This is a genomic window from Pseudomonas sp. PDM32, assembly GCF_019219225.1.
Taxonomy (GTDB): Bacteria; Pseudomonadota; Gammaproteobacteria; order Pseudomonadales; family Pseudomonadaceae; genus Aquipseudomonas; species Aquipseudomonas laurylsulfatiphila.
The window spans coordinates 101,229-118,365 of sequence record NZ_JAHUWE010000011.1; the positions used below are offsets into that span (position 1 = coordinate 101,229).

Sequence of the window (17,137 nt, forward strand, 5' to 3'; positions counted from 1 at the left end):
GGGACCGCGTTTACCCGGTTCAAACGCGTTATCGTTAACGCCCGTCGCGGGCAAGCCAGCGCCTACAAGTGACCTCCAGGTCTGACCACTACAAACCTTCATTGAAACGGAACGAAGCGCCATAAGCCGACGCCGGCAAATGGTTTGAACCGTCACCCCGTAACCGCGAGCGGAAGGTACCGCTTTGCGGTTGGGTGCGGTAGAGCCCGCGTTTCTGCAATTCAGGGATCACCAGTTCTACGAAATCCTCAAGACTGCCCGGGCTGATCAGCGGGTTAATCATGTAACCGCTGGTACCGGATATCCTTGCGTGTTCCTCAATGCGCTCGGCCACCTGTTGAGGGGTGCCCACGAGAATAAGATCACTGCCTCGGGTGACGCTGGCAAAACGCTGTTTGACGTCCCCTGCCGTCAAGGGTTTGCCACTGCCATCGGGATGCATCACATAGGAGGTCATGCCCTCGGTGTGGGTGGAAAGCGCCTCGCTGTCGGCATAGCGGCCGATATCAATGCCGGTGTCGCCTGCGTAACTGACCAGTTGCGCCTGCAAGTGATAGTTGCTTTGCAGTTCGTCGTATTTACGCTGAGCCTCAATCTCGGTTTTCGCGGTGACGATACGCAGCACTGTCAGGGACTTCACATCATCACGCTGACGGCCACGCGCTTGAGCCCTGGTCCATATTTCCTCGAGCCCCTGGCGAATTTCCTGCGGGTTGGACTTGGCAATGAAGATCAATTCGGCGTGCTTGGCGGCGAACTCACGACCGCGCCCCGACCAGCCCGCCTGAATCAACAAAGGCGTCCGTTGTGGCGATGGAGACGTCAAATGCGGCCCGGCCACCCGGTAATGCTCACCCACATGATTGATCGGCCGCACACGCTCGCCCCGAGCGTAGAGCTGGCGCGACTTGTCCGCGACCACGGCGTCGTCGGCCCAACTGCCCTCCCAGAGTTTGTAGACCACATCAAGAAACTCTTCGGCACGTTCATAGCGGTCATCGTGCTTGATCATCTGCTCCAGGCCGAAGTTGCGGGCGGCGCTGGACAGGTAGGAGGTGACGATGTTCCAGCCGACCCGGCCGTTGGTGAGGTGATCCAGCGTGCTGAAGCGTCGGGCATGGGTAAAGGGATGTTCGTAGCTGGTGGTCACGGTAACGCCAAAGGCCAGGTTTTCCGTAGCGGCAGCCAAGGCCGGAATGATCATCAGCGGATCGTTCGCCGGGGCTTCCACGGCCCACTTCATCGCCGCATCGGCGTTGCCACCAAACACATCGTAGAAGCCCAGCACATCACCAAAAAACAGCATGTCGAGGTGAGCCTGATCGGCAATGCGCGCCAGGTTCGACCAATACCCCAGGGAATTGATCGCCAGTCGTTCGTCAGCGGGATGGGTCCAAAGGCTTGGCGCGCCGCCACAGCCCACACTGGCTTGCTCATAGAGCGCAAACAAAAGAGGTTTTGGATCGGACATCGTGGTTCCTATAGATAAAGTCATTAAACGCGGCGGTTCACCGCTGATTCTTGAAACCTTTGCCGTAGTGGCGCTCAAGGCGGTGCTGTATCAATTCCAGCCCGATGGACAGCAACCAATAGATGACCGCTGCGGTGGTGAGCATTTCGATGTAGCGATAGGAAGAGCGCCCATAGGACTGCGCCAGAAACATGACCTCCCACACCCCCATCACCGAAATCAGCGATGAGTCCTTGAGCATTGAAATGAACTGGCTGGTTGTCGGCGGAATGATCGTGCGCATGGCTTGCGGCAAGATGATGTGCACAAAGGTCGCCTTCGGCCCAAGACCCAGCGCCTTCGCCGCTTCGCGCTGCCCGGGTGCTACCGCCAGGATGCCGGCGCGAAAGATCTCGCTCAGATAGGCACCATAGTTAAGCGAAAGCGCAATGATCCCCGCGCTGATTGCCCCGGGTACAACGCCCAACTGCGGCAAGCCCAGATAGATCAGCAGGATCTGGATCAGCAGCGGTGTACCGCGAAAAAAAGACGCATAGAAACTGGCAATGCCGAATGCCACTGCGCTGCTTGACAGGCGCGCCAGCGCCGTCACAAAACCAAGGAGCAATGAAAGCCAGATCGAACAGAAACACAGGAACAACGTCAGCGCGGCGCCTTGCAGGAAACCGTTTGGCCCAAGGTGCAGGCCGACCAGATTGGGCCATTTCTCCAGGATGATCGAAAACTTCAAATCGAAGCTCATGAAGAACAGGACGCACAATCCAGACAACGCCGCCCACGTCAAATACAGGCGAGTGCGAAATCCAAACAATTGGCTAAAGCGGCGCGTCTCGATTTCGGGGGCGGCAGTTGCCTTGGCCGGGTGTGGGTTGAGGGCTGTCATTGGCTGATGTCGGCACCGATCCACTTCTGCGAAATCTTGCTCAGCGTACCGTCAGTCTTGAGTTGAGTAATGACCTCGGTGACTTTGGCATTCCATTGCGGGTCGCCCTTTTCAATGGCCACGACGTTCGGTTCGGCATACAGCGTATCGCCGGCTATCTTGAAGCGCGGATCCTGGGCAATCCGCTCGCGAGCGGTGATGAGGTTGGTGACCATGGCATCCAGACGAACGCCTGTGCCCAGCGCCAGGTCCTGGAAGGCCACCGTTTCATTGTCATAAGGGGCCACCTGGACATTATTGAATGGATAGTTCAACGGCTTGTCCTCGGCGCCCTCGATCACCAGATCCTTGTTCAAGTAGGCTTCGTAAGTCGACGCGCTGATCACACCGACTTTTTTGCCGGACAAGTCTTTGCCCGCCGTGATGTCTTTGTCCTTGGCATTCACCACGATCACTGCCGGCGACTGGTAATACTCGACCGGAAAATCAAACACCTCGGCCCGTGCCTTGCTCGGGGTCATCGAGCAGACGCAGATGTCATAGCGCCCACTCCAGCGGCCGGCGGCAATCACATCCCAGGACGGTGTTTCCAGTTTGAGTTTGACCCCGAGGCGTTGCGCAACAGCCTTGGCAACATCCACGTCAAACCCGTCGAGTTGGTTCTGCTCATTGAGAAACGAGAACGGCGGATAACTTTCCATCAGGACGCCGGTCAGCTCGCCTTTTTGTGTCACGCGATCCAGGGTCGCACCCGCGAAAGCCGTTGAGCAGGTAGCGAGCAACGCCAGGCCAAAGGGTAGAAGCGCCATAGTTTTCAAAGACAAATGCTCCAATCAATTCAAAAAAACCTGAATAGATTAAAACGCACTATAAAACGCGTTTGTACTATCTTTATGGAATAAATGGCTCGCTTCAGGCTATATCGAATCAATGGCCGGATCGTTCACGGGGCAGGTCTATATTATGTTATACAGTAACCAATCGTACTCTATCGGTGGCTACTGACAGAGCTCTCCACTCCCTGCCTGCGACTTTCGATGACAAACTTCAATCAGATTCCGCCCACCACGAGCGTAAGCCAACGCCTGCTATCCATCGATGCCCTCAGGGGATTGGTGATCCTATTGATGCTGCTCGATCACGTGCGCGAGACGTTCTTGCTACACCGCCAGGTAGCCGACCCGATGGTCATCGACACCACCGAACCGGCGCTGTTTTTCAGCCGGACTCTCGCCCATTTATGTGCGCCGGTGTTCGTTCTTCTCACCGGACTGTCCGCCTATCTGTACGGCGAAAAGCACCAGGGCAAGAAAGCTGTGTCGATGTTCCTGTTCAAGCGTGGTCTGTTCCTGGTTCTGCTGGAGTTCACCCTGGTGAATTTCGCCTGGACATTCCAGTTGCCGCCCAATGTGATCTACCTGCAGGTGATCTGGGCGATTGGCCTGAGCATGACGGCCCTCGCTGCACTGGTCTGGCTCCCTCGGCCGTTCCTGTGTGTGCTGGGCCTGGTCATCGTCGCCGGGCACAACCTGCTCGATCCCCTGCACTTCCCGGTCGGATCAGCGATGCACCTGCCCTGGGCAATCTTGCATGATCGCGGCTGGATCGAATTCTCCGACAGCTTGCGCCTGCGCACTTCCTATCCCCTGCTGCCGTGGATCGGTGTCATCGCCCTGGGTTACTGCATCGGCCCCTGGTTCGCACGCCCAGCCTCGGCCACCGTGCGTCAGCGCCATCTGTTGCTGGCCGGGGCCAGCGCATTGACCGGTTTCATCGCACTGCGCCTGGTTAACGGTTATGGCGAGGCACATTGGGTGCTCCATGAAAGCACCACACAAACCCTCATGAGCTTCTTCAACATCACAAAGTACCCACCTTCCCTGCTGTTCCTCTCGCTGACGCTAGGGGTGGGCCTGTTGCTGCTGCCTGGCTTGGAGCGGGCTCGGCAACGCAAGTGGATCAGTACTTTGGCAGTATTTGGCGCGGCGCCGATGTTCTTCTACCTGCTCCATCTTTACGCGCTGAAAATGCTGTACCTGACCCATGTGGCGTTGTTCGGTTTGAATCAGGGCAACTACTTCGGTTTCGACAGCATTTGGGCGGTGTGGCTGACGGCCGCGCTCTTGGCTACAACGCTTTTTCTACCTGTACGCTGGTTTGCCGCATTGAAGGCTCGTCGTCGTGATATTGGCTGGCTCAAATACTTCTGATCGGGGCACAGGTTTTTCACAGGCGGCTGGTAATAGCGCGTAGACACTGACGCGCTGTCAGGCCGCCCGCTCCAGGGCATCCAGCAAGCCCGCGTACTCCAGTGAGAGCCGGTGGCGCGGGGCCAGATGCACGATGGGGACAGACACTTCGTGAGACTCGCGCATCTTGACGGAACTGCTGAGATAAACCGGCAGCACTGGCAAGCCTTCGGCCAGCAGTTCATTGACGACATTCTGGTGAAAACCGGTGTGCCCGGTGAACTGGTTCACCACCACCCCTTCCACTTCAAGTGACTCATTGTGATCGAGTCGCAGTTCTTCGACTTGAGCGATGACCCGGTACATTGCCTGGCGAGAAAAGCTGTCGCAATCGAATGGAATCAGCAACCTGTCCGCCGCCACCAAAGCGCTGAAGGTGTAGAAGTTCAGCGAAGGCGGCGTATCGATATAGATGCGCTCATAGTCCTCGGACAGTTCAACCAGCAATTTGCGCAGCTTGTTGATCTTGAACTTGCTCTCGAGTCTTGCCTGCAGGTCCGCCAGATCGGGACTCGCGGTCACCAGGTGGAGGTTGTTGTAATGGGTCTCGGTGATGGATACCCGATTGCGCCTGCCTTCGAAGCCGCCGGACAACGTCTGCTTGAAGAAATCGGCTATGCCGGCAGGAATATGCTCGTTGCTCAGCCCCGTGAGGTAGTGAGTCGAGTTTGCCTGGGGATCGAGATCAACCAGCAGCGTTCGGTACCCTTCGGCAGCACTCACAGCGGCAAGATTGCAGGCGATGCTGGATTTTCCAACGCCGCCTTTTTGATTGAATACGACACGACGCATGTGGCTTGCTCATCCATGAAAAGGCCAAAGGCCATCTGTAGTAAATGTAAGCGGTCATGTCAATTCTATGACTGCAATATTACAGTTTCACGACAGGGGTTTTCTGAAGGCGCGGACTAGAGCATTCCACACCCATTCACGACTTGAAATCGTACTGCCGACTATTCTGAAGCCAAGTCTGATTTCAACCGTGCGACGTCAGGTCCGAAGCACTACTTGGCCCTTTGGGAAACCGATATGACAGATCCGCAAGATAAACCCGACTCCGACGAGGGTTTAGCTCAGATGCTTATAGGGAAAGGTCCCTGCACCTATCTATTGCTGCTCTTGCTGGGATTGATCCTGCTGTTTCCCTTTCTTGAGGAAGGTCTGTTTGCTCGTACGTTGCTTGGCATTCTGTTTTCAATCGTGCTGCTCGTGGGTGCTTTCGCCACTCGGCAGACTCGGCGAGGGTTCATCCTCAAGCTGGGACTGGCGCTGCTTGGGGTTGGTCTTCAATGGGCGGCGTTGTTGGCTGAAAGTACCGTGATTCTTGGCCTTGCCGGGATAGCTTATACGGCGTCTCTTGCCGTCTCGTTCAGCGGAGTGCTTCGCTATATTCTAAAGCGCGGACCGATTACAGCGGACAAGCTGCATGGCGCGCTTGCGGGTTACATTATGCTGGCCTTCGTCTGGTCGTTCGTATATGCCCTGGTCGAGATGTCCAGTGCCGGTTCATTCGGCCCTGGCCACCTCGACTTCACACAGCCCGGCACGTTCTTCAAACTGATCTATTTCAGCTTCACGACGCTCACAACCACCGGTTACGGTGACTTTATCCCGTTGACCAACCATGCCCGCTCACTGGTGATGGTCGAAGAATTTTCCGGCGTTTTTTACGTGGGTGTCGTGATTGCGCGGTTTGCCGGTCTTTATCCATCGAATCAGAACAAGTGAAAGAACCGAATGGACCGGGCTTTTTCGTCTAACGTGAATTGATGCGTTTGCATGATCTATTCCCCTGAAAATGGAGTTCGACGATGAAAACTATCGCTTCCTGGCTGTCGGTTACGTTTCTTGGGTTGGTGCTCGGCGGCTGTTCCGCGGTCGGCGCCGGGAGCGGAGGCGCTGGCGAGACGCAGATCCGTTCGGGGAAAATCGAGCAGATTACACTCACACAGATGCAGACCAACCACGATAGCGGCGTCGGCGCCATTTTGGGCGGCCTTGGCGGTTTAGCCTTGGGAAGCCTGGTCGGCCAGGGAACCGGTCGGGATGTCGCGATGGTTGCCGGTGCCCTCGCCGGCGGGGTTGGCGGCAATTACGTCGAAAAGAAAAAGTATGATCAGCCCGTGGACGCTCAGCAGATCATCGTCCGGACCCAAAGCGGTGTGCTGGTTCAGGTGACCCAGCCAATCAATCCGGCGCTGACAAAAGGCCTGAAGGTTTATGTCGAGGGCAGCGGTAACGATGCGCGGGTAGTACCGCAAAGTTAGTGCCGCAAAGTTAGTGGCGGCAACAATCGCGAAGCAGACAGGCCCGTCAGAATGCCGCTCGACCCGCCCGCGATGAAAGTCGGTGTCATCTCCGACACCCACGGCCTGCTCCGCCCCGAAGCGATCGCCGCCCTGCTGGGCAGCGATTGCATCATTCACGCCGGCGACATCGGCAGCGCGCACATCCTCGACCAATTGGCGGCCATTGCACCGGTGCACGGGGTGCGTGGCAACAACGACCTGGACGCACCCTGGGCGCGCGAGCTGCCCGACTGTCTGCGCCTGGACCTCAACGGCTGGAAGGTGCTGCTGGTGCATGACATCGCCGACCTTGCAATCCATCCTGATGAGCGCATCGACCTTGTGATCTGTGGTCACTCGCATAAACCAGGCATCGAATGGCGCGGCGAACGGCTGTTCCTGAATCCGGGCAGCGCCGGGCGTCGACGCTTCAAGTTGCCGGTCACCCTGGCGCTGCTGGACCTGTCTGCACAGTCTATCGAACCTCGGCTGGTATCACTGCTCGACTGACTCATCCGCCAGGCACCGCCCCTTCCACCGCCCCCCCTGGGGAATATAAACAATCGCCTATAACTGTCCGAAATGACCGAGAGCAGAGCGCTAACGGTTGCGCTTGTGTCGTGCCTGTTCCTCTTCGGCCAATGCCTGACGAACCAGGGCCCGCGCTGCCCAGGTGGCGGTGTCGAGTGATTCTTCGACGCTCGCGCGACTGATATCGCGCACGGCGATCAAGGCCTCGGTGCCCATGACGATCGACAGCGCCTGTTTCAGTCGTTTGCGCGCGCGGGGTGAGAGCACGTCCTTGAGCGAATCGACGATCGGCTCGATGTAGCTCATGCGCCGACCCGGCCGCAGCGGCGTCTGGGGAGACTGGTTTTCCAGCCACACCGTCATGAACGATCGTTCCATTACGTGCAGGCCGATCTCGTCGTCGATCAGGACTTTGTTCAACGCCTGTGCCGCCAGGCCAATGCCCTTCACCGGATCGTCCCCCGGGCGCCAGATCTGCTCCAGTGGCTTGATGTCGCGCTCGGCGGCCGTCTCGCTGATCAGCGCTTCAGGTGAGGGAAAGTAGCGATAGGCGGTGGCGCGAGACACCATCGCGCGCTCAGCCACTTGCGCGACAGTCGGGTTGTGGCCCTCGTCGCGCAAGGCGACGGCAGCATCGATCAGCGCCTGCCGCGTTCTGAGTTTCTGGTTGGATCGGCCCTGCGAATCGCCGTCGCGGACAGACGGGCTTGACTTGGGATTCGGCATGGAATAAATGATACTCCGTCTTGTCGTGAGACACTTGTCTCATAATAGAGGCGTGGCACAGGATATGCCACTGCCCCGTGTGCCGCACAACCAGCGCGCCGGGCTCAACGATTTCATATCAGGAATTCAGCAACTGAACGCGCCCCCCGGGCGCATGAGGTGAATGCGATGAATCACAATCCCCGTTCGCGGACCTGGTTTCGGCTGGCAGCCATCTACTTTGCCATTGGCGTGGCGCTGGGTGTCGCGATGGGCGCGTCCGGCGACCATTCGCTCTACGCAGTACATGCCCATATCAATCTGTTGGGGTGGGTGTCGATGGCCCTGTTCGGTGTCATCGGCACGCTGCACCCGTCCATCACCGGAGGGCGAGCGGCGACCGCACAGTTCTGGCTGTACAACCTGAGTGTGCCGGTGATGCTGGGTGCATTGCTGCTGCGCCTCAAGGGCTTCGCGGCAGTCGAGCCATTGATCGCCATTGCCTCCCTGCTCATCGGCTGCAGCGTGCTGTTGTTCGTGTGGCTGGTGTTCTCGCGCATCGGGGCAACGGCCGAGAGCTTGAGCAATACGGCACTTGAATCGCGCCTGTCATAGTCGCGGCTATTGGGCGGCCTATCGGTGTGGGGCGGGTTCAACCCCCGCACCGATGTCTGCCACTGACCGCCATGGGCCATCGATTCACGACTCGTCGGCAACCACCCTGACCCTGTGGCAGTCGGCAGGCCCAAGCTTCTGACCGCTGGATGAGCGAACTTCAATCGGCATCAGGGTCTGGCCGCGCTCATTGTCCAGCAGCACAGAACGCGTCTCTTCGCGCTTGAACAGGAAACGTTCACCCCACTGCCGCATGCTGACCACCACCGGAAAGATCTCCCGCCCTTTGTCCGTAAGGACGTACTCCTTGTAGGCACTGCCGTCTGACGCGGGTTGAACCTCGAATACACCGACCTCAACCAGGGTTTTCAAGCGCGATGCCAGTATGTTCTTGGCCACGCCAAGGCTTTTCTGAAATTCGCTGAATCGGCGAATGCCATCGAATGCGTCGCGGATGATCATCAGCGACCATCGATCCCCAATGGCCTCCAGTGTTCTGGCTACCGGGCATTCGCTGCTGTGGGATGAAGTGTCTTCGACCATCGTATTGACCTTCCGGATAAGGATTGCCGGCCCTGCCGTGCAATCCCGAGCAAAGTGGTTGCAATTTAAAACCTGATTCGATAACAATTCAATCCAGTTTTTAATTGAAACCAGTTTAACGCCACGGAGGCTCCTGTGACAGCAGATGCCGATTCAGCCACCTGCCCTTTCGACCCGCAGGCTTCGGGCCTGCCCGATGCGGATAATGGAGAAAGCGCCAGCGCAGACAGGGCTGCCGGGCTGTCTGCGTCGCTTACGCTGCTGTTTTCCGTCACCTGCGCGCTGGCAGTCGCCAACGTGTATTTCGCTCAACCCCTGCTCGATTCAATGGCTCAGAGCCTGGGGGTTGCCTCATCAATGATCGGGGTCGTGGTGACGGCTACCCACGTCGGTTACGCGCTGGGGTTGCTGTTCATCGTCCCGCTGGGCGACCTGCTCAACCGCAAGCGGTTGATCCTCACGCAAGTGCTGCTGTCTGCGGTTGCACTGGCGGGAGTCGGTGCAGCGCAGCAATGGCTGGCCCTGTTGGGCGCCATGGTCATCGTGGGATTGCTGGCGGTGATGGTTCAAGTGCTGGTGGCCTATGCCGCCGTACTGGTAACGCCGTCACAACGCGGCCAGGCCGTGGGCACCGTCACCAGCGGCATTGTCCTGGGCATTCTCCTGGCGCGGTTCACCTCTGGGCTGATCGCCGATCTGTCTGGCTGGCGCGCCGTGTATTTCGTTTCCTCAGGATTGATGCTGGTCCTCGCGGCGGTGTTCTGGAAAGTGCTTCCCGCCACAGTGTCTCCACGCAACCGAGACACCTACCCGGCACTCATCCGTTCGATGTTCAGGCTGTTCATGACCGAACCGGTCTTGCGCATCCGGGGCTTGCTGGCCTTGCTGATCTTTGCCGCGTTTTCGGTGTTGTGGACATCCATGGTGCTGCCACTGAGCGCGCCTCCGCTGTCGCTGTCGCACACAGCCATCGGCCTGTTCGGTCTGGCCGGCGTCGCCGGTGCCCTCGCCGCCAGAAGAGCCGGTCGCTGGGCCGACCGGGGCCTGGGGCAACGCGTGACCGGCATTTCGCTGGTGATCCTGACGCTGTCCTGGTTGCCCATCGCGTTTGCGCAGACGTCACTGATCGCGCTGGTGTGCGCAGTGGTCCTGCTCGACTTCGCGGTGCAAGCCGTACACGTCACCAACCAGAGCCTCATTTTTGCCGCACGCCCCGACGCCCAAAGCCGCATGGTGGGCGCCTACATGTGCTTTTACTCGGTGGGCAGCGCACTGGGAGCCGCGGCCGCGACCAAGGTGTATGCGCACTGGGGCTGGACAGCCGTCAGCCTGCTGGGTGCCTCGATCAGTGCGACGGCCCTGGTGCTGTGGTTTCTCACCTCTCATTCCACAACGACCGATCGAGGATGATCCGCATGAAAACCCGACACCTCCTCTTGCTCGCCATTTCGATTACAGCCATGGGGGCATGAGTTTCTCGGTGATCAAACTTATCGTCTGCGCCAACCGGGGCTGAGTCGGGACGGCTTCAGTCAGCCCCTTTGCGCACCGCCCGCCTGACCTCGGCCTGTATGGCATAAGCGGGTGCCTCCACGGCATTGAAGTCATGGGTATAGCGCTGGGCAAATCCCTGCACACCCCATTCCTGATATTGCTGCACATGTTTGAGTTCGTGAGCCCAGAGCGCGACGTCCGTTTCTGCGGCTTGGGGGTCGCGGAAGAGGATGATGTCGATCAGCGTCACGGCACCGACATCGGGGTTCTGCAGCATGGCCGTGGCGGCGCTGAACTGGCCGTTGTCGCTGATTTTGTAGCGCGCGGCATTGAGGACGCCGGGGTCGTACCAGGGCAACAGTTGCTCACGAATGTGCGCAGGAATGGGTTGGGTACCGGCGATGGCCGCTTCATCACGGGCCTGGCTCAGCCACAGCGCCAGGGCCGGCGTCGCGATCTGGTAAACGTCCTCGGGCACCACGTCCGGCAGGCAGATGCAGCCGTCCAGGCACACCTGTCTCTCGCCAGCCGGGCAGTCGCTGATCTGGGCCGGCACTTCAAGCGCCAGGCAAAGCACAAACAGCGCCACCAGGGGCGTGGTGATGGACGGCATTCGACACTCCGGGCAGCGGACAGTGGTGAACCGTTTCCGGGTCAGGCATTGACCTGGAGTTCATGCAGAAGAAAACCCAATGATTCCGGGGCTGCGCAATGACTTTTTTCCGAGCGTTGTTCATCCCATGGCATCGCGTCATCGGTGCAGAAATCTCCAATGCATTCCATGTTCAGCTCGGCGTCGAGCAGTCCGAGCGGAATCCAGAAATAAGGTGTTTCGCGAAGTACATTAGGCACGGTCGAGCCACATCGCGAGCAAAAGTCATTTCTGTACCCGCTGGGTTTGCGCCAACCGGTGATCGCCTCTTGCCCTTCTTCCCATCGAAAGTCGCGAGCATTGACCAGTGTGGCGAGATTATGGCCGACCCCGGTTTGCTTGCGGCACAACGTGCAATGGCAGCGATAGAAAAATCGTGGCTCAACCGCCAGGGAAAAGCGTACAGCCCCGCAAAGACATTGCCCTGATGCCATGAGTCCCTCCTTGAAAAATGTTCATCCGTATCGGCTTGCGCCATGAAGTCCGCTTGATCACTGGTGACCGAGCAGTTCACTCGCCAACAGCGCTTTCAACGCCATCGGCTTGGCAAAGTGATAACCCTGGGCCTGTCCTGCGCCCATTTCACGCAGCAGTTCCAGTGTCGCCTCATCCTCGACGCCTTCGGCCACCACACTCAGGTCCAGGGACTCGGCCATCCGCACGATTGCCCGGACGATCGCGCGACTGCGGGAACTGCTGGTCAGTTCAAGGATGAACGACTTGTCGATTTTCAAACCGCTGAAACGGTACTGATGCACATAGCTCAGGGAGGAAAACCCTGCGCCGAAGTCATCGAGCACCACCGACATGCCGTTGTCGGCCAGTTGCTGCATGGTCTGTCGGGCAATCGCCGGCTCGGCAACCAGCGCCCCTTCGGTCAGCTCCAGGCAGATCCGCGACGGCGACACCTGGTGCTGCGCCAACAGTTCCAGCACCTCACTGGCGAAGCCGGGGCGCGTCATGCTGTAGCTGGAACAATTGACGTGCACCGCAGGCCAATTGGCGTGCTCGGGCTGCGCGAGGATCGCGGCAATGCTGGTCAGCATGTACAGGTCCAGTCGACCGATCAGGCGCAAGCCTTCGACATCCGGCAGGAACTCGCCCGGCGCGATCACCCGGCCGCCCGGCTGATGCCAACGGATCAGCGCTTCCAGGGCCAGCAGCTCGCCGGTTTCGACGCTGACGATCGGCTGGAAATACGGCAGCAGTTCGTCAGTACGCTTGAGCGCGTTGCGCAAGGCACCTTCCCGCTCGACCTGGTCCGAGACTTCACAGCGCACTTCCTGGTTGAACACCGCGTAGCTGTCGCGGCCGGCACTCTTGACCCGGTACATCGCCGCATCGGCATCGCGCAGCAAGTCGGCGGGTTCATGATGGAACTGACTGTCGGCGCTGACGATACCGATGCTGCAGGACGAAAAAACCTCATAGCCGTTGATGAAAAACGGCAGGTCGAACGCCACCAGGATCCGTTCGGCGATTTCGATCATCACGTCCAGCGGGGCCTCGGGCGCCAGTACCGAAAACTCATCGCCCCCCAGGCGTGCCAGCATGTCGGTCTCGCGCAGACAACCGCGCAAACGCTGGGCCGCTTGCATCAACAGCAGATCGCCAAAGTGGTGGCCGAAGCTGTCGTTGACCATCTTGAAGCGATCGAGATCGATGAACATCACCGCCAGGTGCCCGCCTTCGCGGCCGAACCGCAACCAGGCAAGATTGAGGCGCTGTTGCAGGTAGGTGCGATTGGGCAGCCCGGTCAGCGCATCGTGGGCGTTTTCATGCTGCAACTTGGCATTGGCGTGATCGAGTTCGCGGGTGCGGCTCTGCACCCGGGCTTCGAGCTTGAGGTTGGCGGCATGGATCGCTTCAGCGGCCGTGCGTCGCGACAGCGCCGTGTCGATGTGCCGCGACACGAACGTCAGCAGTTCCTGGTCTCGCTGGGTATAGCGCACCTTCGAGGTATAGCTTTGCACCGCCAGCACGCCACGCACCGCGTCGTCTTCGAACAAGGGAATGCCCAGCCAGGAGTAAGAGCGTACAGACTCATGGGCAATTTCGATCTCACCCTGCGCGTGTAATCGTTCGGCCTCGGCAACGTCGATCAGGCAAGGTCGGCGCTGACGGATCACATACTCGGTCAGGCCCCTGCGCCCTCGCCGTGCCGGCGGGCAGGTCGTCTGTCGTTCATCCACGTAATAGGGAAAAGTCACCTCGCCGGTGGTGTCGTCGAACAGCGCAATGTAGAAGTTCTGCGCGAACAGCAGGTCACCGACGATGCCATGCAGGGTCTTGAACAGCTCGGCCATGTCACCGGGCTGGCTGGACAGTTCGGCAATCTGGAACAGCGCGCTCTGCAGATGTTCGGCGCGTTCCCGCTCCGCCACTTCCTGGCGCAATGCATCGTTGAGTGCGGACAGTTCCAGGGTACGGCGTATCACCGTTTCTTCCAGGTCCTCCCGGTGCAGGATCCGGTCCAGCGCCATGGCCACGTGACGGGCGACCACCAGAAACAATGCACGGTCTTCAGCGCTGTAGATTCGCGAAACATCGTAAACCTGCATCGCCAGCATGCCAAACACGTCATCCGAGGCGTTTTTCAACGGTGCGCCCATCCAGAACTCGGGACGATCACCCACACAGTGGAAACGGTTTTGTGCCTGGGCCGCGAGAATGCCGGCGGCGTCGATCAACAATGGCTGGCCACTGGTCAACACCTGTCCGGTCAACGACAGGCGCGAAGGGTCAAGGTATTCATAGTTTTCCGATTCCAGGGCATCGACGTCGATGATGTCGACGTAATACGGGTAATCGATCTTGCCAGTGTGCGGGTTATACAGCGCGAGATAGAAGTTCTCGGCGTCGATCAGGCTGGCCAGCAGCCGGTGAACCCCCACCAGGAACACAGAGCGGTCACGGGTCGAACTGGCCAGATAGGTAATTTCATAGAGCACACGCTGGGTGATCTGCGCACGGGCCAGGGTATTGGTTTGTAGCTCGATACCCAGGCGCTGGGCAAAGTCCGCGAACGCGGGTTCAGCCGCATCGTTGACGGGGGCGAGCAGCCAACCCAGCTCACTTTCGCCTCTGCCGGTCGGCCAACGGTGCAAGTTCGAAGTCCGGCAAAAGGCTTCAAACGCCTCATTGGCAATGCTCGAAGGCCATTGCACCCGTGGATCGCCTTGCCCGACCCAATGCATCTGTTCGCCGGCGCGGTAGAACACCCAGGCAGTGCTGTGGGCCCAGTGGCGCGCTGAGTCCAGCACGTGCTCGATCGAGTCGTCATTGCCGGCGTAGACCTTGCCGACAGTATCCGGGCTCTTTACGGGTTGCAGCTCGGCCACTTCGCAATGGCTCGAATGCCTCCGGGAGTCGGTCAATGTACGAAAACTCATCAGGGCTCCCTGAGCCAAAACTGGCGAAACTCACTGACTGATTGCTAGCAATATGCCATCTATCATCTTATTTATAGCTTATAGCGTTTTTTTCAATGATTTGTTCACTTTAGTGCCGGGTATGAGACGGGCTGCAATTTATTCGCTGCGTATTGCCCGGGCCAGCGCCTCCAGGATGATGGGTTCCATCGTCCTCTATGACGCGAGAACCGCAGTGGCGGCAAGCGGCGCAGACAAAGAAACACCACTCGGTGGCAGGGCGCGTTTTCACACGATCTGCCACCGAGTGGCGTTTTAGCGATGCTGTCTATGGATTGTCTCAGCCATCGGACACAGGCTCTGACTAACCCCTGCATTTCAATGTGACGTATCAGTCGTCATTGTCATCGCGATCACGGTAGCGACGGTGTTCACGATCATAGCCACGACGATCATCGTCACGGTCATAACCCTGATCATCGTCCCCTCTCCAGTCGTAACCACGTCGATGATCATGATCGTGATATCGCCCGTACCGTTCTCCGTCATCCCAATGCGGGCCGCAGCCTCCCAACAACACGGCGCTGGAAATGGCCAAGATCAAGATTACTGCGCGATTCATGAAAACGTCCTGAATGTCGGGATTATGGAAGGGTCACGGCTGCTCGAAACGTTTATCCGGGCAGTGTTCAGCCATGGCTATGACCATTCGGTAACTCAATGATTCCGTTGGGAAATACAAACAAGTGACGCTCACTCCCAGCGACCACGCCATCGAATGCCCGCCGAGACCTACCGGACGTGTCATCAATAGCCAAGGGGCTGTCGTCAAATGAAAAGCGCCCCTGACACGGGGGTTATCTAATGGCAGTACTGAAAAGGTCTCTGGCGACGAGTCGACGTAAGCGACGCTGCGCCTGAGTCACGAGTTGCCTGGAACACCAGGCAGGAGAACAACAATATGAAATTCGTGAAAACTCTTCTGGCTGCCGTACCCCTCATGGCGCTGGCCATCGATGCCCAAGCCTATGTATCGAGCCAGGAAGCCGCCCGACTGGGCAGCAGCCTGACGTGGGTGGGTGCCGAAAAGGCCGGTAATGCCGACGGCTCCATTCCGCCCTACAACGGTGGCCTGACCACCGCCCCACCCGGTTTCAAGAACGGCGACAGCATGCGCCCGGACCCTTTTGCCGGCGAAAAACCGCTGCTGGTAATCAACGGCAAGAACGTCGACTCGTACAAAGGCATGCTCACCGCCACCACCGTAGCATTGGCCAGGCGCTACCCCGGCTTTCGCATCGACGTGTATCCGACCCACCGCACGGCATCGCTGCCCCAGGCGGTACTGGACAACAGCCGCCGCAATGCCACCCATGCCAAGTCCCTCAATGGCGGGATCGCCATCGACAATGTGATGCCCGGAGTGCCGTTCCCGATCCCGCAATCGGGCGCCGAGGCGATGTGGAATTTCCTGCTGCGCTACCAGGGCGTCAACATCCACTCCAAGTACGACTCCTGGACGGTCGACACGGCCGGCGTACCGAGCCTGGCGGTCACCGGCGAGGCATTCGTCTCCTTCCCGATCTACGAGAACATGTCCAAGCCGTTCAACAGCTCGGACATTTATTATCAGTTGAAACTGTCCTATACCGGGCCTGCGCGCCGAGCCGGCGAGTCGATCATGCTCAAGAACGCCACCAATCCAACGGAGTTTCCCGGCCGCGCCTGGCAGTACATGCCGGCCCAGCGCCGGGTCAAGCAGATTTCGATCCTGGCCTACGACACCCCCAACCCCGGTACTGCCCGTGCGCTCGAGCTGTATGACTGGACGCTGGTCGGCAAGCAGGAAATGATCGTGCCCTACAACACCTACAAGCTCACCTACGCTCGCGACGCCAAATCCCTGACCACGCCGAATTTCATTGCCCCGGATTTCGTTCGCTGGGAAAAGCACCGGGTCTACGTCGTGGAGGGCAACCTCAAGCCCGGCGCCAGGCACATCTACCAGAAGCGTCGCTTTTACCTGGATGAAGACACCTGGGCCGCAGTGGCCTCTGATCAATACGACACCCGTGGCCAGCTGTATCGTGGCTCCTTCGCTTTCTTCAGCCAGAGCTATGACCAGCAAGTCCCGGATGCCACGCCCTTCATGACGTACGACCTGTCCAAAGGCACCTACAACATCAATGGCGTGGTCGGCCCTCATGGCGGCATCCGCTACATCGAGCCGCTATCGACGGCGCAGTGGGTGCCGGAGTCCATGGCGGGCGCCGGTATTCGCTGAGTTCGTGGTGGCAGAGCCCCCTGATTGGAAAAAGGGGGCGTGAGCTGCGCA

General features: G+C 58.9%; 17 protein-coding genes. 7 read left to right on the top strand and 10 right to left on the bottom strand.

Annotation, left to right across the window (positions count from 1 at the left end):
• Nucleotides 1-88: 88 nt before the first annotated feature.
• The 3 genes from KW846_RS21045 to KW846_RS21055 are packed head-to-tail and all read right to left on the bottom strand — an operon-like array spanning nucleotide 89 to nucleotide 3,163.
• A complete protein-coding gene (locus KW846_RS21045) occupies nucleotides 89-1,471 on the bottom strand; it encodes an LLM class flavin-dependent oxidoreductase (protein ID WP_218484885.1) in 1,383 nt (460 codons plus the stop codon).
• A 37-nt stretch (nucleotides 1,472-1,508) separates the two neighbouring features.
• A complete protein-coding gene (locus tag KW846_RS21050) occupies nucleotides 1,509-2,354 on the bottom strand; it encodes an amino acid ABC transporter permease (RefSeq protein WP_218484888.1) in 846 nt (281 codons plus the stop codon).
• The gene (locus tag KW846_RS21055; protein ID WP_086776972.1) at nucleotides 2,351-3,163 is read right to left on the bottom strand and encodes an ABC transporter substrate-binding protein; all 813 of its coding nucleotides are present in this window, start codon (nucleotides 3,161-3,163) and stop codon (nucleotides 2,351-2,353) included. Before KW846_RS21055 ends, KW846_RS21050 begins: the two co-directional genes overlap by 4 nt.
• Nucleotides 3,164-3,391: 228 nt before the next feature.
• On the opposite strand from KW846_RS21055, the gene KW846_RS21060 reads away from it, so the two are divergent.
• Entirely contained in the window at nucleotides 3,392-4,564 is a 1,173-nt protein-coding gene (locus KW846_RS21060) for a DUF1624 domain-containing protein (RefSeq protein ID WP_218484889.1), read from the top strand.
• 57 nt (nucleotides 4,565-4,621) lie between these two features.
• Here KW846_RS21060 and KW846_RS21065 read toward each other — a convergent pair whose 3' ends face one another.
• Complete coding sequence (locus KW846_RS21065; protein WP_218484891.1) at nucleotides 4,622-5,395, bottom strand: ParA family protein; 774 nt, start codon at nucleotides 5,393-5,395, stop codon at nucleotides 4,622-4,624.
• 237 nt (nucleotides 5,396-5,632) lie between these two features.
• On the opposite strand from KW846_RS21065, the gene KW846_RS21070 reads away from it, so the two are divergent.
• The 3 genes from KW846_RS21070 (at nucleotide 5,633) to KW846_RS21080 (ending at nucleotide 7,401) form a co-directional block, all read left to right on the top strand.
• A complete protein-coding gene (locus KW846_RS21070) occupies nucleotides 5,633-6,331 on the top strand; it encodes a potassium channel family protein (protein ID WP_218484894.1) in 699 nt (232 codons plus the stop codon).
• Between the two features lie 83 nt (nucleotides 6,332-6,414).
• Entirely contained in the window at nucleotides 6,415-6,870 is a 456-nt protein-coding gene (locus KW846_RS21075; protein WP_218484896.1) for a glycine zipper 2TM domain-containing protein, read from the top strand.
• A 72-nt stretch (nucleotides 6,871-6,942) separates the two neighbouring features.
• On the top strand, nucleotides 6,943-7,401 hold the full coding sequence (locus KW846_RS21080; protein WP_218485155.1) for a metallophosphoesterase family protein: 459 nt from the start codon (nucleotides 6,943-6,945) through the stop codon (nucleotides 7,399-7,401).
• A 90-nt stretch (nucleotides 7,402-7,491) separates the two neighbouring features.
• Here the strand turns inward: KW846_RS21080 and KW846_RS21085 are convergent, their stop codons facing one another.
• On the bottom strand, nucleotides 7,492-8,148 hold the full coding sequence (locus KW846_RS21085) for a TetR/AcrR family transcriptional regulator (RefSeq protein ID WP_218484898.1): 657 nt from the start codon (nucleotides 8,146-8,148) through the stop codon (nucleotides 7,492-7,494).
• A gap of 168 nt (nucleotides 8,149-8,316) precedes the next feature.
• On the opposite strand from KW846_RS21085, the gene KW846_RS21090 reads away from it, so the two are divergent.
• A complete protein-coding gene (locus KW846_RS21090) occupies nucleotides 8,317-8,742 on the top strand; it encodes a hypothetical protein (protein ID WP_218484901.1) in 426 nt (141 codons plus the stop codon).
• Between the two features lie 84 nt (nucleotides 8,743-8,826).
• Here KW846_RS21090 and KW846_RS21095 read toward each other — a convergent pair whose 3' ends face one another.
• Entirely contained in the window at nucleotides 8,827-9,285 is a 459-nt protein-coding gene (locus KW846_RS21095) for a helix-turn-helix domain-containing protein (protein WP_218484903.1), read from the bottom strand.
• Nucleotides 9,286-9,420: 135 nt separating this feature from the next.
• Between KW846_RS21095 and KW846_RS21100 the strand changes: the two genes are divergently transcribed.
• On the top strand, nucleotides 9,421-10,695 hold the full coding sequence (locus tag KW846_RS21100; RefSeq protein ID WP_218484906.1) for an MFS transporter: 1,275 nt from the start codon (nucleotides 9,421-9,423) through the stop codon (nucleotides 10,693-10,695).
• A gap of 118 nt (nucleotides 10,696-10,813) precedes the next feature.
• On the opposite strand, the gene KW846_RS21105 is transcribed toward KW846_RS21100, so the two are convergent.
• From KW846_RS21105 to KW846_RS30135, 4 genes are all read right to left on the bottom strand, one after another.
• Nucleotides 10,814-11,392 (bottom strand): DUF4157 domain-containing protein, encoded by a 579-nt coding sequence (locus KW846_RS21105; protein WP_218484908.1) that lies wholly within the window; start codon nucleotides 11,390-11,392, stop codon nucleotides 10,814-10,816.
• Nucleotides 11,393-11,433: 41 nt separating this feature from the next.
• Nucleotides 11,434-11,865: a GFA family protein gene (locus tag KW846_RS21110; RefSeq protein WP_218484910.1), complete on the bottom strand. Its 432-nt coding sequence runs from the start codon at nucleotides 11,863-11,865 to the stop codon at nucleotides 11,434-11,436.
• Nucleotides 11,866-11,922: 57 nt separating this feature from the next.
• Entirely contained in the window at nucleotides 11,923-14,823 is a 2,901-nt protein-coding gene (locus KW846_RS21115) for an EAL domain-containing protein (RefSeq protein ID WP_218484912.1), read from the bottom strand.
• A gap of 370 nt (nucleotides 14,824-15,193) precedes the next feature.
• Nucleotides 15,194-15,424: a hypothetical protein gene (locus tag KW846_RS30135; RefSeq protein ID WP_007974872.1), complete on the bottom strand. Its 231-nt coding sequence runs from the start codon at nucleotides 15,422-15,424 to the stop codon at nucleotides 15,194-15,196.
• A 339-nt stretch (nucleotides 15,425-15,763) separates the two neighbouring features.
• Between KW846_RS30135 and KW846_RS21125 the strand changes: the two genes are divergently transcribed.
• Nucleotides 15,764-17,086, top strand: coding sequence for a DUF1329 domain-containing protein (locus KW846_RS21125; RefSeq protein ID WP_218484914.1), 1,323 nt, complete (start codon nucleotides 15,764-15,766; stop codon nucleotides 17,084-17,086).
• Nucleotides 17,087-17,137 lie beyond the last annotated feature (51 nt).